19 protein-coding genes, 4 tRNA genes, 1 other RNA gene and 1 pseudogene are annotated in these 21,570 nt (G+C 70.3%); 6 read left to right on the plus strand and 19 right to left on the minus strand.

Annotated elements, in window-relative coordinates:
- The first annotated feature begins 270 nt into the window (after positions 1–270).
- The 5 genes from ACFT7S_RS13950 to ACFT7S_RS13970 all read left to right on the plus strand — a co-directional run bounded on the left by ACFT7S_RS13950 (position 271) and on the right by ACFT7S_RS13970 (position 1,976).
- Positions 271–606, plus strand: coding sequence for an Lsr2 family protein (locus ACFT7S_RS13950; RefSeq protein ID WP_382730981.1), 336 nt, complete (start codon positions 271–273; stop codon positions 604–606).
- Positions 607–757: 151 nt separating this feature from the next.
- Positions 758–829, plus strand: a tRNA-Gly gene (locus ACFT7S_RS13955).
- A gap of 79 nt (positions 830–908) precedes the next feature.
- Positions 909–981 (plus strand) — tRNA-Gly (locus tag ACFT7S_RS13960).
- A gap of 131 nt (positions 982–1,112) precedes the next feature.
- On the plus strand, positions 1,113–1,877 hold the full coding sequence (locus tag ACFT7S_RS13965; RefSeq protein ID WP_382730983.1) for a response regulator: 765 nt from the start codon (positions 1,113–1,115) through the stop codon (positions 1,875–1,877).
- Between the two features lie 23 nt (positions 1,878–1,900).
- Positions 1,901–1,976: transfer RNA gene (locus ACFT7S_RS13970), tRNA-Gly, on the plus strand.
- 56 nt (positions 1,977–2,032) lie between these two features.
- Here ACFT7S_RS13970 and ACFT7S_RS13975 read toward each other — a convergent pair.
- The 6 genes from ACFT7S_RS13975 to ffs form a co-directional block, all read right to left on the minus strand.
- Positions 2,033–2,947 carry a phosphoribosylaminoimidazolesuccinocarboxamide synthase gene (locus ACFT7S_RS13975; RefSeq protein ID WP_382730986.1) on the minus strand — a complete coding sequence of 305 codons (915 nt, stop codon included), beginning with the start codon at positions 2,945–2,947 and terminating at the stop codon, positions 2,033–2,035.
- A gap of 105 nt (positions 2,948–3,052) precedes the next feature.
- Entirely contained in the window at positions 3,053–4,513 is a 1,461-nt protein-coding gene (locus tag ACFT7S_RS13980) for a N,N-dimethylformamidase beta subunit family domain-containing protein (protein WP_382730989.1), read from the minus strand.
- 263 nt (positions 4,514–4,776) lie between these two features.
- The gene (locus tag ACFT7S_RS13985; protein ID WP_382730991.1) at positions 4,777–6,483 is read right to left on the minus strand and encodes a hypothetical protein; all 1,707 of its coding nucleotides are present in this window, start codon (positions 6,481–6,483) and stop codon (positions 4,777–4,779) included.
- A 355-nt stretch (positions 6,484–6,838) separates the two neighbouring features.
- Positions 6,839–8,089, minus strand: coding sequence for a phosphoribosylamine--glycine ligase (purD, locus tag ACFT7S_RS13990; protein ID WP_382730993.1), 1,251 nt, complete (start codon positions 8,087–8,089; stop codon positions 6,839–6,841).
- A 144-nt stretch (positions 8,090–8,233) separates the two neighbouring features.
- Positions 8,234–10,474, minus strand: a complete 2,241-nt coding sequence (locus ACFT7S_RS13995; RefSeq protein WP_382730995.1) for a DNA polymerase III subunit gamma and tau — start codon at positions 10,472–10,474, stop codon at positions 8,234–8,236.
- A 75-nt stretch (positions 10,475–10,549) separates the two neighbouring features.
- Positions 10,550–10,646, minus strand: an RNA gene (gene ffs / locus ACFT7S_RS14000) — signal recognition particle sRNA small type.
- Between the two features lie 121 nt (positions 10,647–10,767).
- On the opposite strand from ffs, the gene ACFT7S_RS14005 reads away from it, so the two are divergent.
- Positions 10,768–10,855, plus strand: a tRNA-Ser gene (locus tag ACFT7S_RS14005).
- Between the two features lie 74 nt (positions 10,856–10,929).
- Here ACFT7S_RS14005 and ACFT7S_RS14010 read toward each other — a convergent pair.
- From ACFT7S_RS14010 to ACFT7S_RS14070, 13 genes and pseudogenes are all read right to left on the minus strand, one after another.
- Positions 10,930–12,192, minus strand: a pseudogene (locus ACFT7S_RS14010) (tyrosine-type recombinase/integrase); the annotation flags it as partial.
- Between the two features lie 82 nt (positions 12,193–12,274).
- Positions 12,275–12,493 (minus strand): excisionase family DNA-binding protein, encoded by a 219-nt coding sequence (locus ACFT7S_RS14015; protein ID WP_382730998.1) that lies wholly within the window; start codon positions 12,491–12,493, stop codon positions 12,275–12,277.
- A gap of 469 nt (positions 12,494–12,962) precedes the next feature.
- The gene (locus ACFT7S_RS14020) at positions 12,963–14,438 is read right to left on the minus strand and encodes an ATP-binding protein (RefSeq protein ID WP_382731000.1); all 1,476 of its coding nucleotides are present in this window, start codon (positions 14,436–14,438) and stop codon (positions 12,963–12,965) included.
- A gap of 2 nt (positions 14,439–14,440) precedes the next feature.
- A complete protein-coding gene (locus ACFT7S_RS14025; RefSeq protein WP_382731003.1) occupies positions 14,441–15,277 on the minus strand; it encodes a bifunctional DNA primase/polymerase in 837 nt (278 codons plus the stop codon).
- Positions 15,274–15,465, minus strand: coding sequence for a hypothetical protein (locus tag ACFT7S_RS14030; protein ID WP_382731006.1), 192 nt, complete (start codon positions 15,463–15,465; stop codon positions 15,274–15,276). The genes ACFT7S_RS14025 and ACFT7S_RS14030 overlap by 4 nt, the downstream gene beginning before the upstream one ends.
- 177 nt (positions 15,466–15,642) lie before the next feature.
- Complete coding sequence (locus ACFT7S_RS14035) at positions 15,643–16,104, minus strand: hypothetical protein (protein WP_382731350.1); 462 nt, start codon at positions 16,102–16,104, stop codon at positions 15,643–15,645.
- A gap of 206 nt (positions 16,105–16,310) precedes the next feature.
- On the minus strand, positions 16,311–18,428 hold the full coding sequence (locus tag ACFT7S_RS14040; RefSeq protein WP_382731008.1) for an ATP-binding protein: 2,118 nt from the start codon (positions 18,426–18,428) through the stop codon (positions 16,311–16,313).
- 62 nt (positions 18,429–18,490) lie between these two features.
- Positions 18,491–19,045, minus strand: a complete 555-nt coding sequence (locus ACFT7S_RS14045; protein ID WP_382731011.1) for a hypothetical protein — start codon at positions 19,043–19,045, stop codon at positions 18,491–18,493.
- 27 nt (positions 19,046–19,072) lie between these two features.
- Complete coding sequence (locus ACFT7S_RS14050) at positions 19,073–19,411, minus strand: RRQRL motif-containing zinc-binding protein (protein ID WP_382731013.1); 339 nt, start codon at positions 19,409–19,411, stop codon at positions 19,073–19,075.
- Complete coding sequence (locus ACFT7S_RS14055; RefSeq protein ID WP_382731016.1) at positions 19,411–20,259, minus strand: DUF2637 domain-containing protein; 849 nt, start codon at positions 20,257–20,259, stop codon at positions 19,411–19,413. Before ACFT7S_RS14055 ends, ACFT7S_RS14050 begins: the two co-directional genes overlap by 1 nt.
- Positions 20,256–20,582: a DUF6303 family protein gene (locus ACFT7S_RS14060; protein ID WP_382731018.1), complete on the minus strand. Its 327-nt coding sequence runs from the start codon at positions 20,580–20,582 to the stop codon at positions 20,256–20,258. The genes ACFT7S_RS14055 and ACFT7S_RS14060 overlap by 4 nt, the downstream gene beginning before the upstream one ends.
- Positions 20,579–21,178, minus strand: a complete 600-nt coding sequence (locus ACFT7S_RS14065) for a hypothetical protein (RefSeq protein WP_382731021.1) — start codon at positions 21,176–21,178, stop codon at positions 20,579–20,581. The genes ACFT7S_RS14060 and ACFT7S_RS14065 overlap by 4 nt, the downstream gene beginning before the upstream one ends.
- Complete coding sequence (locus ACFT7S_RS14070; RefSeq protein ID WP_382731024.1) at positions 21,175–21,441, minus strand: DUF6284 family protein; 267 nt, start codon at positions 21,439–21,441, stop codon at positions 21,175–21,177. The genes ACFT7S_RS14065 and ACFT7S_RS14070 overlap by 4 nt, the downstream gene beginning before the upstream one ends.
- Positions 21,442–21,570 lie beyond the last annotated feature (129 nt).

A 21,570-nucleotide genomic window follows, 5' to 3' on the forward strand; every position in this document is an offset into this window, starting at 1 on the left:
GGGCGGGGCAGATCACGCCGAGATATCGGCCGCGACAACATGCGGGGAAAGTCCTGGAAAAAAAATCCTCACCGGATTACACATGGACACGCTGAAGCAATTGACTGGGCTTCACAATGCGGCACCCGTCGCTGTACAAATGATTACCTGGGGAAAGTGACATCACCCCCGGAACAGTCGACGCCAGTCGATCCGCATCCGCCTAACAGCCGGAAGGCCGGCATCACCGCATGTCAGACGCGGGGGTGCCGTAGGAAAGGACCGATATCCGTGGCTCAGCGCGTAGTGGTTACGCTCTCCGACGACATCGACGGGGGAACAGCGGCGGAAACGGTCACCTTCGCCCTGGACGGGAAGTCGTACGAGATCGACCTCAATCCCGCCAATGCAAAGAAACTGCGCAAGACGCTGGCGCCGTACGTGGCGGCCGGCCGGAAGCAGACAAATGCCGGCAAGCACGGCAAGACTCCCGTGTCGTACCACCACACGTCGCTCGCCCCTGACCCTGCGGCGGTCCGCGCCTGGGCCCGGTCGCACCGGATGGAGGTGCCTGCCCGGGGCCGGATTCCCAAGAAGGTCTACGAGGCGTTCCACGCCGCCAGTTGAGAGCGGCCGACGCCGAAGCGCTCCGCGGCGCCCGCTCCGGACTCTCCTCGCGACACCCGCGGGGAGCCGACTTGCGCGACACCCCTGCAGGTCGGCTAGAGTCTGGAGCACGCCGAGGGGCGAGGCCGAAAGGCCGGGTCCCGAGCCGCGTGCGGGTGTAGTTCAGTAGTAGAACATCCCCCTTCCAGGGGGAAGGCGCAGTGTGCAATTCCTGTCACCCGCTCTGCATCGCACTGTCTGACCACTTAGTGGATCAGGTAGAGTGGTGAGCGCTCCACCGGTGAAAGCCGAGTGGCAGCAATGCGGACGTAGCTCAGTTGGTAGAGCGCAACCTTGCCAAGGTTGAGGTCGCCAGTTCGAACCTGGTCGTCCGCTCGTGATCAAAGGCCCCGGTCGATAATCGACCGGGGCCTTTGTCGTATCCGTAATCGACGCATGACGTTTGTCATGCGCAGTGGTGACAGCACGCACTGCTCGCGGGCGTGATCCGGCGCAAGTCTTGAGTCATGACCAGCGACGACTTTCTCCCCGCCGACACCGCAATCGAGGCGAACGCGGTCCGGCGGCGGTATGCGGGCGGCTTCGAAGCAGTGAGCGGTATCTCCCTCTCGGTGGCACGCGGCGAGCTCTTCGCCCTGCTCGGGCGGCCGGAGGTCCTCTTCCTGGACGAGCCGACGACGGGGCTCGACGCCGAGGGGCGGCGCGACACCTGGCGGCTGGTCCAGGAGCTGCGGGAGGGCGGTACGACCGTCCTGCTGACCACGCAGTACGCCGGGGAAGCGCTCGCGACGGCGCTGGCCCACCGGCCCGATGTCGCGGTCCTGGATCTGGAGATGCCGGGCGCCGACGGTGTGAAGGTCGCCACATCGCTGCGGGCGGAACTGCCCGGCTGCCGGACGGTGATCGTGACGAGTCATGGCAGGCCCAGGCACCTGAAACGCGCGCTCGCGGCGGGCGTCCGGGCGCTCGTACCGAAGACGGTCAGCGCCCGGCGGCTGGCTGAGATCATTCGTACGGTGCACGCCGGAAACCGTTATGTGGACCCGGAGTTGGCTGCCGATGCGATCTCCGCCGGGGACCCGCCGCTGACCGCCCGGGAGGCGGAGGTGCTGGAGCTGGCGGCGGACGGAGCACCCGTCGCGGACATCGCGGAGCGGGCGTCGCTGTCGCAGGGAACTGTGCGCAACTACCTGTCGCCAGCCGTCTCCGAACTCGGTGCGGAGAACCGTCATGCGGCAGTGCGTCTCGCACGGCAGCGAGGATGGGTATAGTAGGCACCGCGCTTCGGCGCACTGCGAACGTAGCTCAGCTGGTAGAGCGCAACCTTGCCAAGGTTGAGGTCGCGAGTTCGAACCTCGTCGTTCGCTCCACGTAAGAAGGCCCCGGTCCTCGTGACCGGGGCCTTCTTCGTGTCCGCAGGGGGGCGCTACGACCAGGTGGTACCGGTCAGCAGCTCGTAGGCGTCGATGTACTTGGCGCGGGTCGCGTCCACGATCTGCTGCGGCAGCGCCGGGGGCGGCTGCTCGCTCTTGCGGTCCCAGCCGGAGGCCGGCGAGGTCAGCCAGTCACGCACGAACTGCTTGTCGTACGAGGGCTGGGCCCTGCCCGGCTGCCAGGTCTCGGCGGGCCAGAAGCGCGAGGAGTCGGGGGTCAGTACCTCGTCCCCGATGATCAGCTCGTCCTCGCCCTCGCTGTTGGTGGCGAAACCGAACTCGAACTTCGTGTCGGCGAGGATGATCCCGCGCTCACGCGCGATGTCGCGGGCCCGGCCGTATACGTCGAGGGTCGTGCGGCGCAACAGGGCGGCCGTCTCCGCACCGACCTCCCGGGCCACTTCCTCGTAACTCACGTTCTCGTCGTGGTCCCCGACGGCCGCCTTCGTGGCGGGCGTGAAGATCGGGCCCGGGAGCTCGGAGCCGTCGACGAGGCCCTCGGGGAGACCGAGGCCGCAGACGGTGCGGGACGCCTCGTACTCGACGAGTCCGGAACCGGTCAGATAGCCGCGCGCGACGCACTCGACGGGCACCATGCGCAGCGACTTGCAGACGAGCGTCCGGCCGGCCCAGTCGGCGGGGGCTCCGGCGGGGAGCTCCGCGGACAGGACGTGGTTCGGTACGAGATCGGTGAGCTGGTCGAACCACCACAGCGACAGCTGGGTGAGGACACGGCCCTTGTCCGGGATCTCGGTGGGCAGGACCCAGTCGTACGCGGACATACGGTCGCTGGCGACCATGACGAGGTCGCCCGCCTCGTTCCGGTACAGGTCGCGCACCTTGCCGGTGTGCAGGTGGGTGAGACCCGGGACCTGCACGGGCTCGGGCTTTTCTACGAAACCGGACACGCTGCCTCCGCGTAGGTTGATCCAGGAGTCGTTCCGATTGTCCCGTATCAGGGTGGAGCCACGAGGGGCGGGGCCTCCAGATGGGTGCTGAAGCGCCCGGGAGGGTCAGTCGCGCTTGCAGATGCGGTCGAGGAGGTTGGCCGTGGCGCGCTGGATACGGGGGTCCACATGACCGGGGCGGTCCAGGGCCGGGGACCAGGCGAAGGTGCCGGAGGCGAAGACGAGGGCGCCGGACGGTGCCCGGTACAGGGAGGTCTCCTGGTGGCGGGTGACTCCGTCGCCGTCCCGGTACGGCGAGTGGGCGAGCAGGATGCGGTTCTCGTGTTCGGGGAGCGTGGTGCGCGGGAAGTAGCGGTCGGCCTCGCCCGCCACCAGCCCGTCGATCTCGTCGCCCTCGGTGGCGCCGGTCGAGTCCCAGAGCCAGTGCTCCGCGTTCCGCACGACCAGGGGGTGGGGTTCGGGGACCCGGCCCGCGTACTGGATGCCGAGGAGCTGCTGCTCGGCGCGGTCGACCTCGCGCCACAGGGCGGGCTTGCCCGGGCCGCGACGCTTGCGGCAGGTGAGCAGGCGGTCGGGGACACCGGAGGCGGACGGGGAGAGGCCGACCTGCCAGTACATGGTGTTGGCGGAGAGGAAGACGAGCGAGGTGCCGGTGTCGCGCGCGAGCTCGGTGGTACGGCGCATCGGCACGGACCAGTACTCGTCGTGGCCGGGGAAGACCAGGCCCCGGTAGCGGCTGGGGTCGACGCGGCCCGCGTGGAGATCGCGGGCGTCGGCGTACGCCAGGTCGTATCCGTACCGCTCGGCCCAGCGGATGAAGTCGTAGGCGTGCCCGACGTGGAGGGGCAGCCCCGCGCCCGCGTACGGCCGGTCGAAGGAGATGGTGGCGGCGGCGTCCTCCTCGCCGAGCAGCCGTCCCTGTTCGTCCCAGGCGTGGTAGAGGCTGGCGCCCGTACGGCCGTCCTCCGGGTAGAGGTTGTACGCCTGCCATGTGACGTCCGGGAGCAGGAGCAGCAGGTCGGCGGGGTGGTCGTCGCGGACCGTGAACGGGATGTGGGAGCGGTAGCCGTCGGCGGTGGTGAGGACGGCCACGTACGCGCCGACGGACCAGTAGCTGGGAATCTGGAGCCGCCAGGAGAGCCACCAGTGGTGGCAGGAGACCGTACGGTCCGCGGCCAGCGGGGCCGGCTGGACGATGCCGGAGAGCCGGGGGCTGGTGGTGATCTTGGCGGCGCCGTCGCCGCCGTAATGACCGATCCGGTAGACGTCGACGGAGAACTGCTGGGGCGGGTCCACCGTGATGTGGAAGTCGATCGCCTCACCGGGGGCCGCGGCGCCGGGCGAGACGAAGCCCTTGATCTGGCGGTGGACGTCGTCGGCGGTACGCGTACCGCCGCCGGCGCCGCCCCGGCCGAGTTCGGGGTCCGCGTACCAGGGGACGACCTGGCCGGTGTCGTCGAAGTAGTTCTCGCTGCCGCGCAGCCAGGGCAGGGGGCCCTGCCCGAAGGGATCGCTCACGGCATGCGCGAGGGCACCCGACTCCCATCGCCGAATCTGCTCTCCCATACCGCTCCCCTCCCTCGAGTCCCCCGGACAACTCTGGTGCGCCGGATGTCAGCGCCGATCCCCAGCACATCACATAACGCATGCACTCCGTCACCGTTCGTCGCGAATTGACGTGAACGGACCTGGGCTTCCGGGTGTTGGGGATGCCGGGGCGGGAAGACAGGCTCGTCGTATACGGCGGATTCTCACCTCCGTGGGCGGGGACGGCTGGGCAGGGGCGGCCCCGCCCCGGCCGGTGGGGCAGGGCCGCCCCTGCCCGCCGGTCACACGAGGCGGACGGGCTTGTCCGTGCGAACTCCGACCTCGGAGAGCCACGTACGCAGCGGTTCCGCGTCGCCGTCCTCGACCAGGCTGAGGACCGGGCCGCCCAGGTCGGCCGGGCGTTGCCCGTCGACGAGGAGTGCAGGGCCGTCGAGCCAGTCGAGCCCGGGGGCCGCGCCCGCCGTGTCGACGGCGGCGCAGCAGACCATCGCCACCACGTGGTCGGCGAGCAGCTCCGTGCCCGTACGAGGCGGCTGGAGCGGGAAGAGCGGGAGCGGGTCGGAGCCCCAGAAGTCGAGGGGGTCGGCGCCCGTGCCGCTCTTCGCGGAGTCTGCGCCGCCGGCCGTCGGCCGGGGGGCCTGGGCCGCCTCCTCGCGGGCCACCGCGGCACCGATTCCGGCGGCGAGCTCCTCGCCGCCCGCCGAGGGGCCGGCGAGATGGCCGATGACGCGGGCCAGCGTGGGGACCGCCGGGTCGGCCGCGTCGATCGTGGTCGTGGGCGGCACGCCCATGGCGTCGAGGACCCGGTGGAGACGGGCGGCCTCGGCGCGCCACTTCCGGTCGACGACCTCCTCCGGATACTGCTGCCAGTCGACGGGGGACCAGTCGGGGCCGCTCTCCGCGGGCCCGCCGTGGAAGAGCCTGGCGGCGAGCAGCGAGGCCGCTTCATCGGCCGTGCCCGGTTCTTCCAGGAGGTCGCAGGCGGGGCGCTCGCCGAGACGGGAGGCGAAGCCCTCCGCCAGCCGGTCCCGGCGGGACAGCTCGGTCAGGGCGGAGACGACGCCCGCGTCGAGCCGCGACGGCCAGCGGCCCATCCGCCAGGCGGGCAGCGCGACCCGGGTCAGCAGCCGGTCCCAGCCCGCGTAGGCGAGGCCGACCTGCTCCTGGGCGACGATCCGCAGCCCGTAGTCCACGCTCTGGGCGCGCATCGACGCGGCGGCGGCGACGCACCGCTCCATCTCGGCCGCGTGGTCGCGGCTGCTGCGCAGCAGGATCCGGGCGACCCAGCCGACGAAGGCGAGCGGCAGTCCGCGTATCCCGCCCTGGCCGGGCGCGGCGGCGTCGGCGACCGCGGCGTCGAGCCCACGGACGAAACGGCGGGCCGCGGCTATGTCCGGGTGCGCGGACGAGCCCGTGCCGGCGACGACCGGGGCGAGGACCGCCCGCAGCTCGGCGACCCGCATCCACCAGAGGAAGGGAGAGCCGATGACCAGGATGGGGGCAGCCTGCACCCTTCGGCGTGGCCGCCCGGCCACGAGGCCCTTGGCCACGGCCGATGCGCGTGGCTGGGCGGAGGGATGCGTACGGTCCTCCAGCCAGCTGTCGCAGTCCGGGGTCAGCGCTATGGCGGACGGGGCCGGAACGTCGAGCCGGTCGGCCAGATCCCGGACCAGTCGATAGAGGTCGGGCGCGGACTCCTCCGTGACGGCGATGGTCGGGCTGACCGCCGGTCTCGCCCTGGCGACCGCGAAAGCGACCGCGGCGGCGACCAGCAGCACGACGAGCGCGACGGCGGTCACCGTCCAGCGCACGGTGTCCCAGACGCTGCCGTTGATACGGCCCTGTATCGCCGCGGTCAGCAGCACGACGGCCACGGCCACGGGCAGGATCGCCACGGCCACTGCTCTGCTGCGGATGCGCAGCAGAGCGAGAGCTCGGGCACGCGCAGCCAGCGCGCCCAGCTCCTCACCCAACCCGGTACCGGACACGGCCGGATGTCACCCCCTCTGTCCCCGCGACGGTGTTGCTCACTCCCCCACTGTGGCACCCGTCACTGACATCGCAATGCCGGTGGGCCAAGTGCCGGAACGCTTGCGCCGCACCCTAGTTGGGAGCTCGGCGGGCGTCATCCGGATGGCCGAGTCGTCACCCGATGGAATGGCTTTGGCTAAAGCTGCTGACGCGCCGGTTCATATGGGTTCGCTTTTTGCGTGACGTACGGCGCACGGGGGCCGTGCACCCCGGCGCACGAGAGGCGTACGGACGGGGGTGGATATGCACGTGCCCGGCGCCTCCGTAGAGGTGCCGGGCACGCGTGACGCCGCGGGGCGGCCGGGGCGGATGTCAGGCCCCGGCGGCCTTCAGGGCGATGTCCGTACGGTGCCGCGAGCCGTCGAGCCGGATACGGCCGAGCGCCGTGTAGGCCCGCTCCCTGGCCTGGGAGAGGTCCTTGCCGGTCGCGGTCACCGAGAGCACGCGGCCCCCGGCGCTGACGACCGCGTCGCCGTCCTGCCGGGTCCCGGCGTGCAGCACGAACGCGTGCGGGGCATCCTGCGCCGCGACGTCCGCCAGCCCGTCGATCGGGTCGCCCGTGCGGGGCGTACCGGGGTAGTTGTGCGAGGCGATGACCACGGTGACGGCGGCGTCGTCGCGCCACTTCAGCGGCGGTACGAGGTCCAGGGTGCCGTTGGCGGACGCGAGGAGGACACCGGCCAGCGGGGTCTTCAGACGGGCCAGGACCACCTGGGTCTCGGGGTCGCCGAAGCGGGCGTTGAACTCGATGACCCGGACGCCGCGCGAGGTGATCGCGAGACCCGCGTACAGCAGCCCGGAGAAGGGGGTGCCGCGGCGGCGGAGCTCGTCCACGGTCGGCTGGAGGACGCTCTCCATGACCTCGTCGACCAGCTTCGGGTCGGCCCAGGGAAGGGGCGAGTACGCACCCATGCCGCCGGTGTTCGGGCCCTCGTCGTTGTCGAGGGCGCGCTTGAAGTCCTGGGCGGGCTGGAGCGGCACCACGGTGGTGCCGTCGGTGATCGCGAAGAGGCTGACCTCGGGGCCGTCGAGAAATTCCTCGATGACCACACGGTCGCAGGCCAGCGCGTGGGCACGGGCCTCGTCGACGTCGTCGGTGACGACGACGCCCTTGCCTGCCGCCAGACCGTCGTCCTTGACGACGTAAGGGGCGCCGAAGGCGTCGAGGGCCTCGTCGATCTCGGCGGGGGTGGTGCAGACGTAGCTGCGGGCGGTCGGGACGTTGGCGCCGGCCATGACGTCCTTGGCGAATGCCTTGGACCCCTCCAGCTCGGCCGCCTCGCGCGAGGGGCCGAAGCAGGGGATGCCGACGGCGCGCACGGAGTCGGCGACTCCGGCGACAAGCGGTGCCTCCGGGCCGACGACCACCAACTCGGCGCCCAGTTCGGTGGCGAGGCGCGCGACGGCGTCGCCGTCGAGCGCTTCGACCGGGTGCAGTTCGGCCACCTCTGCGATGCCGGCGTTGCCGGGGGCGCAGTACAGAGCGGTGACGTCGGGGTCGAGGGAGAGAGAGCGGCACAGGGCGTGTTCGCGGGCGCCGCCGCCGATGACGAGGACCTTCACGGGGTGCAGCCTAGCCGCCGGGGGCCCGGGCGCTCGACGGGCTCCGCCCCGTGGACGGGGCGGGACTCGAGCCCGCCGTTTCGTGGAGGCGCTCCCGGCTCGTACGCCACCCTCGCACTCACTGCTCGTGCTCACTGCTGGTACTCACTGCTCGTTCGTGAACTCCTCCACGACCGTGGCGCCCAGTTCGCGGACGATCAGGTCGTGGCCCGAGAGCGCCGAGTCGACGAGATCCGGATCGTCGGCCTCCGGAGTGTCGTCCTCCGGCGCCACGGAACGCGGCGGCTCGGGAGCGTAGTGAGTCTGCGGCACGGCTTCGGCACCGGGCCCGCCGGAGCCCTGCGACTGCGACTGCGGGGACTGCTGCCCCTGCTGTCCATACCCCTGCTGCTGGGCCGGGGGCTCGTACGCCTGCGGAGTGGGCGCGGGTGGCTGGTAGGGGGCAGCCGGCGGGCGTCCGCCGCCGGTCTGCGGCGGCTGGCCCGAGCCGCCCGAGGGGTCGATGACCGCCTCCACCTTCCACTGGGCGTTGAACCGCTCGGCGAGTGCCTGCTTCAGCACTTCCTCGCTGCCGCTGGTCGCGAAGTTGTCGCGGGCTCCGGCGCTGAGGAAGCCGATCTGCAAGGTGGTCCCGTCGAAGCCGGTGACCTGGGCGTTCTGGCTGAGCAGGATCCAGGTGAACCGGCGGCGGTTCTTGACGGCCTCCAGGATGTCCGGCCACATGTTCCGCACCTGGGCGGCGCCTACACCCTGCGCCACGGCCTGGCTCGGCTCGGGCGCCGGGGGCGCGGAGGCGACGGGCGCGGCCGGAGCCGGAGCCGGAGGTGCGGTCTGCGCGGGCGGTGTCCGGCCGGGGACGGATGCGGTCGGCCAGCCGCCGGGACGGCGACCGGCATCGGCTCCGGCCGCGGCGGGCCATACCCCGGGCCGCTGCCCGGCGGGCGGCTCCGCCGGCGGCTGCTGGGCGGGGGCGGCCGGAGCCACCGGAGCCGCGGGCACGGGCTGGGCCTGCGGCGCGACCGGCGGCGCGGGGGGCGCTGCGGGCGCGGCTGCGGGCGCCTCGCCCCGTACCGCCGCACGCGCGGCAGCAGGACCGGCTTCGGGCTGACCAGCGGGCTGTACGGCGGCGGGCTGTACGGCAGCGGGGGGCGCGACCGGCGCCATGGTGTGGGCCTCCGGCCCCGGCACGTACCCCATGGCGGGGCCTGCCGCGGCGGTCGCGAAGGAGGCGCCGCGCTCCAGCCGGTCCAGCCGGGCCTGGAGCGAACGCTCGTCGTCGAAGGCGGCGGGCAGCAGCACCCGGGCGCAGATCAGCTCGACCTGGAGCCGGGGAGACGTCGCCCCGCGCATCTCGGTGAGCCCCTCGTTGACCAGGTCGGCGGCGCGGCTCAGCTCGGCGGCGCCGAAGACCGCCGCCTGGGCCTGCATCCGCTCGACCACATCGGCGGGTGCGTCGATGAGGCCCTTGGTCCCGGCGTCCGGGACGGCGGCCAGGATCACCAGGTCGCGCAGGCGCTCCAGGAGGTCGGCGACGAAGCGCCGCGGATCGTTTCCTCCCTCGATCACGCGGTCCACGACCTCGAAGGCCGCAGCCCCGTCCCCGGCCGCGAAAGCGTCCACGACGGAGTCCAGCAGGGACCCGTCCGTGTATCCGAGGAGCGAGGTCGCCATGGCGTATGTCACACCGTTGTCGCCCGCTCCCGCCAGCAACTGGTCCATGACCGACATCGAGTCACGCACGGAGCCCGCACCGGCCCGCACGACCAGGGGCAGCACGCCGTCCTCGACGTAACTGTTCTCCTTGCCGCACACCTCGGCGAGATACCCGCGCAGCGTGCCCGGGGGGACCAGGCGGAACGGGTAGTGGTGTGTACGCGACCGGATCGTGCCGATGACCTTCTCGGGCTCGGTGGTCGCGAAGATGAACTTGAGATGCTCCGGCGGCTCCTCGACCACCTTCAGCAGGGCGTTGAACCCTGCCGGGGTGACCATGTGCGCCTCATCGATGATGTAGATCTTGTAGCGACTCGACGCGGGCCCGAAGAACGCCTTTTCCCGCAGGTCACGGGCGTCGTCCACGCCTCCGTGCGAAGCGGCGTCGATCTCGATCACATCAATGGAACCCGGCCCGTTGCGCGCGAGGTCCTGGCAGGACTGGCACTCCCCGCACGGCGTCGGCGTCGGCCCCTGCTCACAGTTCAGACAGCGGGCGAGGATGCGCGCGCTGGTCGTCTTTCCACAGCCGCGCGGCCCGCTGAACAGGTACGCGTGATTGACCCGGTTGTTCCGCAGGGCCTGCTGGAGAGGGTCAGTGACATGCTCCTGACCGATGACCTCGGCGAACGACTCGGGGCGATAGCGGCGGTACAGCGCAAGGGACGACACACATACGAGGTTATCGGGGCGGACTGACAACCGGCCCCGCACCGGGCACACCACCGGCGCAACAAGCCCCGGAAACACAAGGGCCCCCCACGCACCCGCCAGAGCCAACCTACCCTTGCTGCCTTCCGGCCCTGGGGGAGTTCAGTCAGATAGCGCCACGTGAGGGGCTGACGCCCACCTTAGCCGATCCCCACCCCCCGAAGTCCACCCGATCCGACCCCGGGGAGGCCTCCGGACGGTCTCGGGGGGAACGGGTTCGCGAGCACTCCTCAACGTCTTGTATTGTTTGCCGCGGAGGATTCGCCTAGTGGCCTAGGGCGCACGCTTGGAAAGCGTGTTGGGGGCAACCCCTCACGAGTTCGAATCTCGTATCCTCCGCCATTGCTCTCACCGGGCAATACGTCGAAGGGCCCCACCGCTTGCGGTGGGGCCCTTCTGCGTTGTCTCAACCCCTTCTGGTCTTTGTCCACAGTGCCGTTCAGCGAGGGCCCCCAGATGGCTTCCGCGAGCTTCCGCGCCACGTCCTTCAGCATGGCGTCGGGCACATGCAGGTACCGCGCGCGCATCCGCGCGGACGTGCCCGCCTCCCAGCCCATGATCTGGTCGATCACGCGGTCCGGGACACCAAGCAGCATTAGGACGGTCGCCGCGGTGTGCCGGGCGTCGTGCAGACGGCCGTCACGCACCCCAGCGTCACCCAACAGTTTCTTCCAGTCGTGGTAATCCGTGTTCGGGCTCAACGGGCCCCCAAGCGGCTTCGTGAACACGTAGTCCGACTCGGTCCACAGATTCCCGGCGGTCTTGCGCTCCCGAGCCTGGACCTCCCTGTGAGTGCGCAGCATCACGACCAGAGGACCCGGCAGGGGAACCGCACGACGGCCGGCACGCGACTTGGTGTTCTTCGTCTCGCGCCGCGCCTGCTTGCGGTCCGGGCAGTACCCGGCCTTCCGCCCACACGGCTCCGCTTCCTTGCACCCGTGCTCGTACTTCGGCCGCAGCCGGTTCCGTCGGAGCTTCAGGTACTCCTGGTCCAGGTCCACGTCGACCCAGCGCAGCCCCAGCGTCTCCCCCTGCCGGAGACCGAGCGCCAACGCCAGCATCCAGCGGGCGCTGTTGCGGCGCTTGTTCACCTCCACCAGCAGGCTCTGCACCTCCTCAACCGAGTAGGGCTCGATCTCCTTCTCCGGCTCCTCCACCCGTGGCGGCTTGGCCAGGGCTGCGGCGTTCTTCGCGGCGTGGCCACGGCGCACCGCCTCACCGAAGGCGGTACGGGCCGTGCGGTGGGCCTGGTGGGCCGTGGCGGGCTTGCTGCCGCTCTTCTGCATCCGGCGGTACAGGCTCTCTAGGTGCTCCGGCTCCAGGCGGTCAATGCGGTGCTTACCGATGCCGGGAACGAGGTGCACGCGAACCGCGACTTCGTATCCGTCGTAGGTGTTCTCGCTGACGACGTCCTTGGCAATGTTCTCAACCCAGTGCCACAGCCACCTCTCGACCGTCCACAGCTTGCCGGGCTGCTGTGCAGTTCCCTGGTCGCGCTGCTTCTCCAGCCGCTTGACCTCTTCGTTCAGGGCGTCTTCGGAGGTGCGGGTGATGTGCCTGCGATAGGGCTCACCGTTGTCCTTGTAGCCCATCGGCACCCGGGCGTGCCAACGGCCGTCCTTGCCGAAGTAGATGGCCGTTTCGCCGTTCGCCCGGCGAGTGCGCTTTTTCTCCGCCACGGGCGGGATCTCCTTCAAATCGGTGGGGAGGAATGGCCGGAGCGCCGCCCCAGGCAGGGACGGCGCTCCGTTGTCGAGCAGGTCAGGCTCCGCAGTCCTCAGTACGGCGGCGCGCGATGTATGCGGCCGGCGCATCGGCAGGCACCCGGCGGAGTCGGCCGATCATCAAGGACTCCAGGGCCCCAGAGCGAATGAGGGTGAAGCAGGTCGTGCGGCCGATCTGGAGGCGGCGCGCGGCTTCTTCGACGGTGAGGAGAACGAGGGTGCTGTCATCGCCCTGAGCGATTCGGGCGGTCTCCATGTGACGCTCCTTGTGTCGTCCATCGCTTCGATGACGAAAGCTTTGGGTTGGCGTTCCGGGCGCGCGACTGTCCTAGGTGCGGATTTCTGCGTCACAGCGTCACGAGCGTCACGCGGGCTTCTGACCTGGGGTTTCGCGTGACGCGGCGGTGTGGGGGTGCGTCATCGGTGCGTCACGGGCTGCGTCACGGCGTGACGCAGGTGACGCAGGATGACGCAGAGATTTCCGTCTGCGTCACGCCTGTAGCCGCAGGCCAGGGGCTGTTTCTTCCGTGAGCGTGACGCTGTGACGCAGAGCTTCCCTACTTAGGAAAAAAGGAGGGGTGTCTGTAGTGGTCCGGTTGCCCCTCAGAGCGTGAATGAGGGGCCGCTGCGCGGCGCGCAACGGGCGGCGTTCCGCCGAACAGCAAGAGGAGCACGCCCCCGTGGCTGGTGCTCTTCTTGCTTGTCCTGGGCGACCGGGCTGCGGGTCAGAATGCTCCCGTCTGCTCGTGTGGGGGCGGGGTGGCTCGGCGGGTCATTTCGAGGTAGCGACCCTCACGGGTACGGCCGCTATCGATGAGGACTCCCCGAGCCGCGAGGGTCGGTTGAAGGCGCTTGAGCCGGTCGGAGAGGACTTTCCCAGTGGTCGGCCAACCCTTGGGCAGGGGCCGCAGGTCGTCGCCGCCGTAGAGGCGGCTGAGGCAGTGCAGCCACTCGGTGGACGTCATCTGCTGCTCGGCGCCCGGCGGCAGGCCAGCGGCGTGCGTGAGGACGGTCTGCGCGAGCAGGTCGCCTTCGATGACGTCGTCGTTCAAGTCGTCCAGGCTGGCCCGGTAGGCGGCGAGCGCGCCAAGGCTGGTGGCCGCATCGAGCTGCGCGCACAGATGGGCGAAGTCGGCCATCCGCAGATCGGTGGGCGTCTCCGCCTCAGCGGCGCGAACCTTGACCGTGAGGTCCAGCAGCGAGCCGAGGATGACGGGCAACGCGTCCTCGAACTCCGCCCACAGTTCCGCCTCGGTGCGCCTCACGCTGGGGCGCTCCAGCCGCAGGGGCAGGAGTCGTTCGGCGAGGTCGGGCCGGATGACGCCAACGTCGATGCCGGTGAGGAGGAGGGGACGGCGGTAGCGGGCCCGGTGCACGTCCCCGTCGGTGAACAGGGCGCGCTTGACGCTCTCGGCCCCGGTGACGATGCAGCACATGGCGTCGGACAAGTCAGGGGTCATGTGGGAGAGGTTGTCCAGGGCGGTGACCCACCCGGCCGCGACGGCCGCGATCAGGTTCTCCTCATCCTTCGGTGCCCGGCGCAGGTCGCCGCTCATGCCTTCGACGATTCTGATGAGCATCCGTCCGGCCGTGGACTTCCCCGCCCCTTGCGGTCCGGTGAGGAACGGGGCGGGGACGGGGACAGACGGTCCCAGGCAGCCGATCAGCCACGCGATGGCCAGGCACTCGGTTTCCGCATTCGCGAAGTTCGTCAGCCGGAACAGAAGGTCGATGCCCTTGCCGTCGGTGTCCTTGGCCGGCAGCGGGAGTTCCCCGGTGAGCTGGGTGCGCCGCCAGCACACCTCGCGAGGGTTGGGGACGGTGATGTCCCAGCCGGTGGGGTGGATGCGGACGGACTGCCCGTCGTTGCGGCCCAGGTCCAGCCAGGTCGCCCCGTCGAATCCGGGAGCGACGCGGATGTGCACGGGCTGGGTGTCCTCGGTCAATGCCAGGGCTTCGATCAGGTCCAGCGCTTCCTTGAGGGCGGTCCCGTTGAATACGCCGCGGCCGTCCTTGAACAGGCCGACCATGAGTTCCTGCCGGTGGCTGCCCGTCGTGCCCTGTGAGCGGATCGGACGGGCCACGGGGTGGCCGTTCTTCTGCGCGTACACGGTTCCGTCGGCGGTGCGGAAGTACCGGAAGTGCTGCTGCGCGTAGTCGGTGATGACCTCGCGTGCCGGATTCTTCTCGTCGTCGGACATGGTCACATCCCCAATTTGGTCAGGGCGTTGGTCCACGCGTCGGTGCAGTGCCGGGCGGATTCGCCCCGGGTCTGCGCAGCGGCGAACAGCCGTCCGACGTGGGTGTCGGTGAGGCAGCCGCATCGACCGTGGGCGGACAGCACGGCGAGGAAGGTCCGGTAGACGGTGGCGTGTACCGCGCTGGGTGCCTGGGTGATCTGCTGCTCGGCCATGGCGATGCCACGGTTCAGGTAGGCGGGCGTGCGATGTCGGCACTCCCCGCCCCCGCCCGACGGGGGCGCGCTGGCGACGGGCCGCGCGGGCGTGAGGGCAGAGGGCTCCTTGACGACCAGTGCGCGCGCGGTGTCGGGCAGAGCGGTCATGGTGCCGGTGCCGGGGCCGAGCCACCGGGCGTAGGCCATCGTGGACTTGATGTCGACGCCGTCCCGGACCGCGTTCACGGACCGCATCGCGCCCCGGTAGATCCAGTGCTCGCCCCGTGTGGTGAGCACGGTCCTGGTCGGCGGCAGGGTCTGCCGGGCCCAGGAAACGGCGGCGGTGTCGTCCAGGTCCACGACGGTGAGTCCGGCGCCGCCGGGGTGGTAGGCCACTGCTTGCGCCTGCCGCCATGCCGCCGCCCACAGAGGGGAGGTAAGGGTGTCTGGGTCGGTCGTGGCTGCCGCCCATCCGTGACAGATGCCGGGGCAGGAGCACACCCCGGCGCTCTTCATCGTGGGACGTCCCCCGCAGGCGTTGCCGGCGCACGTCGGGCAGTTGCCGAACGGGAGCTTGCCCGCTCGCAGCGGCAGCACGGGAACACCCGCCGCCGCGAGGCCCAAAGCCGTCTGGAGGGTGCTCATGCGGCGGTCCTCCGGGTTTCGGTGGCCGTGTGGGGGCAGTGCCCGACGCGGACGCGGGAGTTGAGTTCGGTGACGGCCTTGCGGCCCCGGGCGCGTTCGTGGTGGCCACAGGTGCACAGCCAGTCGGCGACGGGGATCTCGTTGCGGTCGAGGCCGCGGATGTGGAGTCCGGGGACGATGCCGGTCACAGTGACCGTGCGCGGGTCAGGACGAAGAGATGAAGGGACGGCCTGACGGCCCAGGATCCGTAAGGCGGGGGATCGCCGAATGCGGGTGGGTTGGGTCATGCTGGGTGTCTCCAGTTCTCTTGGGTGCTGGCAGACGAGGGCGGCCCCGGACTTTGCCGAGACGGGGGCCGTCCTCGGTCAGTTGTGGAAGTGGTTGCGCTTGATGACGGCCTTGCGGATGTTCACCGTCGTGGCGCCCCTCTCCTGGCCGGTGGCCGTGAGGACCTGCACCGCGATCCAGCCGCCGAAGATGACGGCGGCCAGGATGATGAGTTGCTGGACCAGGGCCGCGAGTGCGGCGATGAACGTGGTCAGCAGAACGAGCCCGCCGCAGACCGCGGCGAACCCGATCCCGCCCAGCGCGATGTTCACCGCCGCCCGAGAGATCACCGGCTTCGTGGTGACCGGTTCGGGGTGGGTGGGGGCGATGGCGTAGCCGGTGATGACCCGCCCGTCGGGCAGCACGATCGACGTCACCGCCGGGATGGTTCCGGGCTGGACCGGCACGAGCGGCGCGGCTTGGACGGTGGCGAGTGGGGTGGGCTGGTGGATGGTCACGGCCCGCTGGGCGGGCAGGTGGCTGGTGTGCTCGGGGAACATGTGGAATCCCTTCCTCTGCTGGGTCAGGGAGGCGGACACACCCCCATCGGGAGGCGCGTGGAGGGGTGTTCTGGGGTGCTGAGCTGGGGTGACTCCCTGCCTCCCTGAACATCATTTGTGCAGGTCAGATCCAGGGAGGCGGGTCAGGGAGGCGTTCAGGGAGTTCTCCCTGCCTCCCTGACCCACCCGGGGTGCGCTCCCTGCGATCAGGACGCGGAAGCGGAACCGTCACTGTCCCGGTTGGCGAGAGCGCGGGCGATGCGCTCACGGCCAACGACCATCCGCCCGTCGGACTTGTAGGGCTCGGCCGCCGTACCGTCCAGGACCCGCTTGAGGTCGGCGTGCGTCCAGCTCCCGTAGCTGTCCTCGGACAGCACCGCGAGGCGCTGCAGCACGTCCTGCGTGAGGACCCGGTTCGTGTCCCCGATGACGGTCGCGATATCCGCGAGAGGGTCACGCACCTCGTCCCGCTCGATGACGTGAAGGGTCGTGACACCGTCACGCAGAGCCCGAGCCCGGTTGGCGATCTCGTAGGCCCGTTCGTCGTCGACGTAGTGCGTGCGGATGGTGATGGATGCCTGGCCGGCAGGGATCGCGATGCCGTCGCTCGCGACGACCAGAGTTCCCTTGTCCAGGCCCTGCCGCAGCAGATGCGGGGCCGCGCCACCTTCGACGGCCTTGTCGCCCAGCGCCATCCGGGACTGCGACTCGCTGCCCAGGACCAGCGATGCGCGGGTGTGAGCACCCTCGCGGACCAGCTTGGGAAGGTTCTGGTCCGTGGGGTCCTGCGTGCCCTCCCACAGGGTCACGTTGACCGCACGACCCTGGTTGTGGACCTTGCGCACAGCCATGAAGTACCGGGACGTGGCCTTGGATCCGCCGTACGGGAGCTTCTTGTCGTCCTTGACCGGGCACATGAATGCGACCTGAGCCTCATCCACGATCCCGACCAGCGGCGGAAACACCGTGCCGGGCGGCGCCTGAAGGCGGCGCTCCATATCCGCCACCAGGCCCTCGACCAACTCGGTTGCCTGGATGACGTGGTCGTCGGTCGGGCCCTGGATGAGCACGGTGGCAAGGTCATCGAACATGGCCCAGTCGCCGGCGCCCTTGAGGTCGGCGATGCGGAACTCGACCGTGCGGTCCAGGGCCAGCCACAGGGCCAGCGCCCGCAGGGCAGCGGTCTTGCCCTGGTTGGACAGACCGGTGATGAGCAGGTGGCGCTGGTAAAGGCTCAGCGCTGCGGCGTCGCCGCGCAGGTCCTGGCCCCACGGCGCCTTGCCCGTCTTGTAGTCGGCCTTGGTATCGGGGTCGGTGACCAGCGGAGACGGGCCGATGGGCTCGTCCAGCGCACCGGAATCCGCGACCCAGAGCCGGACCGTGCGGGCCGCCTCTGGGATCGTGATGAATACCTCGTGCTCATGCCGGGACAGGTTCTCGGCAAGCTTGCGGCGCCTGCCCTGGATCTCGTTGGTGGACACCCCGGAGGGCAGCGTCACGTCCACCTCGACACCGCATCCGGCGATACGGATCGGACCGAGCATGGAGGCGCCCGCGTCGCCCATTTCCTTGATGGCGTTGCGCAGCGGGGCGATTCCGAGGTTCCGCAGTGCGAGGACGACGATGGAAGGGGTGATCGGCTCGCCCTCACTGGAGCGGGCGTTGGCGGGCAGGGCCCACTGGGGTGCTGCCTGCTGGTTCTTGCCCACGGCCCACAGGCCGAGCAGGACCGCCCACGGACCGATCGTGACCAGCGGTCCCCAGGTCACGGACACGATGAAGACGATCCAGCGGACCAATTCGATCAGCGCCATGGTGGGGGCGCCGATGTCGGTCCAGTCCTTGTTTGCGACGGCCAGCATGATGCCCAGGACCAAGAGCCCACCGGCAGCCATCCCAGCACCGGCCGCGACACCCTTGGCGGCGTCCATGGGTGCGGTGAGCAGGTCCATGCGGCGGCGGTGGCGTTCCTGCCGGAACTTCTGCCCGCGCTCCTCCCACTCCGCTGCCGCTTCCATGTTCCCCGCGGCTTCCGCCGCACGCAGCAGACGTTCGTAACGGGAAGCGGTGCGACCCTCCCACGTCCGACGGGCCACGATCTGCGTCCCACCAAGGACGTAGAGGCCGTGGCGGGCAGTGACGCGGCAGACGGTCTTGGTGTGTTCGTGGGTGGCCGCCGTGCGCACACCCCTCGCGGAGCGCACCCACAAGGGCGCAGGAGGCTTTGTAGCAGCGGGAGTTGCTACCGCAGTCGCCACGGCGACCGGGGGTGTCTCGGGGGCGGTGGTGGTCTTTTCGAAGAGGGGAACGACGTTGTCGCTCATGGCGGAACGACTCCTGACTGCCCCGGAACCCGGAGCGAGGGAAGTGGAGGTGCGGGGGTGGGTCAGGCTGCGGCGGCGGGGACGAGACGGCCGGCGAGGTATTCGGCGCCGTACGCCTCCTTCTCCTCCCGCTCCAGGCAGCGTTCGTGCTCCTGGTTCTTGCGGCGGGACTGCTTCTCGACTCCCAGGTCGTTGCGCAGCCCGGCAACGAGCCGGTCGCGCACGCCCTTGCGGCTGGTCTGCATCGCGTGGACCAGTTCGTGCACGAGCGTGATCGCGAACACGGCCTCGTTCGGGAGTTGGTCGACGTTGACGACGATCAACACCCCGCCATCGGCGAGCGGGACGGCTCGGCCGGCGGTGTCGCGTGCCAGCTTCTTCGCGGAACGCAGCGCACGGGCATGGACCCGCTTGTCCGTGCATCCGGCGGTCTCCCACTCGGCAGCCGTAGATACCTCGGCCAGGTTCCGTTCCGAGGTGAGGACGATCTGCACGTCGGGCATCTGGCCGGGCACGGCCCGGTTCACGACCGTGACGGCCTGCTCGGCCAGACGCTTCGCGGTGCGCAGGGTCGCGCCGTAGCCGAAGAGCTTGTGTGTGCTGACGGTCAGCTTCACTACGTCACTCCGTTTCCATGCCGCAGCTCAGGCGGCAGACTCGGTGTCCAGGTCGGAGCAGGGCACGCACACGCCGAGAGAACGCGGGATGCAGTACCCGGCATCCCGGAGGCAGTTGGGGCAGGTGCGGCGGGCAGCCATGGCCTTGGCCAGCGCGGCTGCACGGCCTGGCGTCATGGGCCGTACGGGCTTGGCCCGGTCGATGCGGTACAGGTAGGCGACCAGCGGACCTCGGCGCCGGCGGGGCCGTTGGAGCTCGGCGACGACGTCCTGACCACCCGGCCGTAACCCCAGTGCGCGGAGCTGACGGCGGGTGGCCAGGCCATCGGGGGCCATGCGCCACCGGTAATCCGGCAGCGCACCCATCAGGCCACCGCCTCATCCGGCATGGCGGTCCGCTCGGCGCGCAGGGTCTCGCGCAGCACGCGGGCCTTGGCCGCAGAGGTGTGGACCGCCTTGCGGATCGCTTCGCCGGTCAGTTCCTCGACCGGCCAGTCGGCGGTGGCCGACCGGGCTTCGTCGAGCAGCTGATCGGCGGTGCGGACCGGTCGACTCGACCGGGCGACGTCCGGTACCCGACCGGTCGCCCGACGCGGGCGGGTCGACTCCGCAGCGAACGCACCGACCGGGGACAGCTCCACCGGCGGCAGTTCCTCGACCGCTTCTGGCGCCGGGAGAGCGGGCGGAACATCGACCGGGCTCATGGGGAAGGGGGTCGACTCTTGCAGGTCAGAGGTAGACCGATTTGGTGTCGTCTCTACCGTTTCCTCCGTAATTGCAGAGTCGACCGGTCGGTGGTGCAGGACCTTCGCGACGAGGTCGGAGCCGAAGTAGATCGACCCGACCGGCAGCGATGTGGCGAGCAGTACCAGGGCCCAGTTCGCGGGGTCCCAGTCGGCCAGTCGACCCCAGTCGACCGACTTGGCGTGCAGCTCGGGGACGAGGCCGTGGACGTAGTTGAGGACGAGCGAGGCCAGCGTGTAGGAGGCCAGGACCCGCAGCGCGAACCGCCGTGAGTCTCCGGTCAGTACGAGCGTGGCGACCAGGGCCAGGGCCATGAGTCCGTCGACCACGAACGGGTACAGCAGCGCGGCCGTGTCGTCTGCGCCGGTCGCGGTGGCGACGTCCCGCAGCGCGTTCCAGGAAACCCGGAACGCCATGGCGACGACCGCGACCAGCGCGAGGACGAGCAGCGTCTTGCCAGTGCGGTTCATGCCGCACCCCCGTCCAGCCGCTGGACCTCGGCGCCCGCGGAGAGGGAGACGCGCGCCGGGTGCGGGTGGTACTCCGGCCCGGTGTCCTCCGTCCACTCCCACTCGATCCCGTTGACGAGGACGAATCCGAGCGACGCGAGAGCCGCCTTGCGCTCGTCGATGCTCGGGACCTCGGTGGATGTCGACCAGGTGTGGACCGGCCAGTCACGGACGCTGCCGGTCATCACCACGTACAGCTGCCAGCACGGCCCGGCCGTCCGCTGCGGTGCGTGCGTGCCGCAGCAGCGCAGCCCGAGCCACGCCCTCATCACGCCCCCACTCATGCCGCATCCCCCTGTCGCGGAGAGTTGGTCATGCCGGTCAGGGCCGCGATGTCGTCGCCGGTGAGGACGGTCCGCTCGTCCATGGCCAGGGCCACGGTGCGGATCTCACGCCACAGGTAGCCGATCTTGCGGCGTGCCATGCCGCGCACCATCCCCCAGGACTTGCGACGGTCGGGGGTGTGATCGCGCCCCAGGTCGTAGCCGAAGTCGGCCAGTACGTCGATGGCCTGCTCCCGGTCGTGGTCGGCGCTACAGGCCAGTGCCCGCTCCGGCGTCCACAGGCCGTAGGTCATGAGGTACTGCACATTGGCGATCTCACCGGCGGCGCACTGGGCCGCAAAGTGCCACGGCTTGGTATCGCGCGCCTCGAATGCGGTGTTGCCGGTGAGGCTCCACCTGTCTGTCTCGGGGGACCAGGCGATGACTTCGCTGGTCACGACGTGGACGCCGTAGGCCATGGCCAGCACCGCGTGACCGGCCTCGTGAAAGGCCGTGCCCAGCCGCGCCTGCTCGTAGCTCAGCGACATCTCGAAGGACGCCCGGGGGTTGCCGCGGTGGTCGAGCAGCACCTCGGGGGCGGGAGCGATGGCCATCATGCGGCACCACCCGTCAGCACCGTGCCGGCGCGGTTGGTCAGGTCGCGGCGGGCGGCCAGCGCCCGCCGGCGGGCCCGGCGGATGCGCCGCTCGTCCAGCTCGGTGATGGGGCGGTCGATGGTCATGATCTGCGCGTCCAGCAGGTCGACGTCCGCCAGGATGACGGGCATCTCCAGCTCGATCGCGTCCAGCTCAGCGGCCGACGGCTCCATATCGAGCGACGCGGCCGTAACGAGGTCCTGAAGTGCAGCGATGGTCTTCACGGGTCGTTTTCTCCTTAGCGGTGGACGGCCCAAAACAGCGGCCCCGGTGTTCGAGCACCGGGGCCGCACGCCGTCTGCGGGTGAAGCAGGAAAGGGTGTTCCGGCTCCCCTCTGCCCCGCCCGTACGAC

Origin of the sequence: Streptomyces sp. NPDC057136 (genome assembly GCF_042670885.1) — a bacterium.
In the GTDB taxonomy this organism is placed as follows: domain Bacteria; phylum Actinomycetota; class Actinomycetes; order Streptomycetales; family Streptomycetaceae; genus Streptomyces.

Bases quoted from the DNA above. Each gene is read 5' to 3' on its own strand.
- ACFT7S_RS14025 (WP_382731003.1), bottom strand. From the start codon at position 15,277: ATGAGCACCCTCCAGACGGCTTTGGGCCTCGCGGCGGCGGGTGTTCCC.
- ACFT7S_RS14060 (WP_382731018.1), bottom strand. From the start codon at position 20,582: ATGAGTGGGGGCGTGATGAGGGCGTGGCTCGGGCTGCGCTGCTGCGGC.
- ACFT7S_RS14065 (WP_382731021.1), bottom strand. From the start codon at position 21,178: ATGATGGCCATCGCTCCCGCCCCCGAGGTGCTGCTCGACCACCGCGGC.
- ACFT7S_RS13965 (WP_382730983.1), top strand. From the start codon at position 1,113: ATGACCAGCGACGACTTTCTCCCCGCCGACACCGCAATCGAGGCGAAC.
- ACFT7S_RS14050 (WP_382731013.1), bottom strand. From the start codon at position 19,411: ATGGGTGCGCTGCCGGATTACCGGTGGCGCATGGCCCCCGATGGCCTG.
- ACFT7S_RS14035 (WP_382731350.1), bottom strand. From the start codon at position 16,104: ATGTTCCCCGAGCACACCAGCCACCTGCCCGCCCAGCGGGCCGTGACC.
- ACFT7S_RS14055 (WP_382731016.1), bottom strand. From the start codon at position 20,259: ATGAACCGCACTGGCAAGACGCTGCTCGTCCTCGCGCTGGTCGCGGTC.
- ACFT7S_RS14040 (WP_382731008.1), bottom strand. From the start codon at position 18,428: ATGAGCGACAACGTCGTTCCCCTCTTCGAAAAGACCACCACCGCCCCC.
- ACFT7S_RS14015 (WP_382730998.1), bottom strand. From the start codon at position 12,493: ATGGAGACCGCCCGAATCGCTCAGGGCGATGACAGCACCCTCGTTCTC.
- ACFT7S_RS13980 (WP_382730989.1), bottom strand. From the start codon at position 4,513: ATGGGAGAGCAGATTCGGCGATGGGAGTCGGGTGCCCTCGCGCATGCC.
- ACFT7S_RS14020 (WP_382731000.1), bottom strand. From the start codon at position 14,438: ATGTCCGACGACGAGAAGAATCCGGCACGCGAGGTCATCACCGACTAC.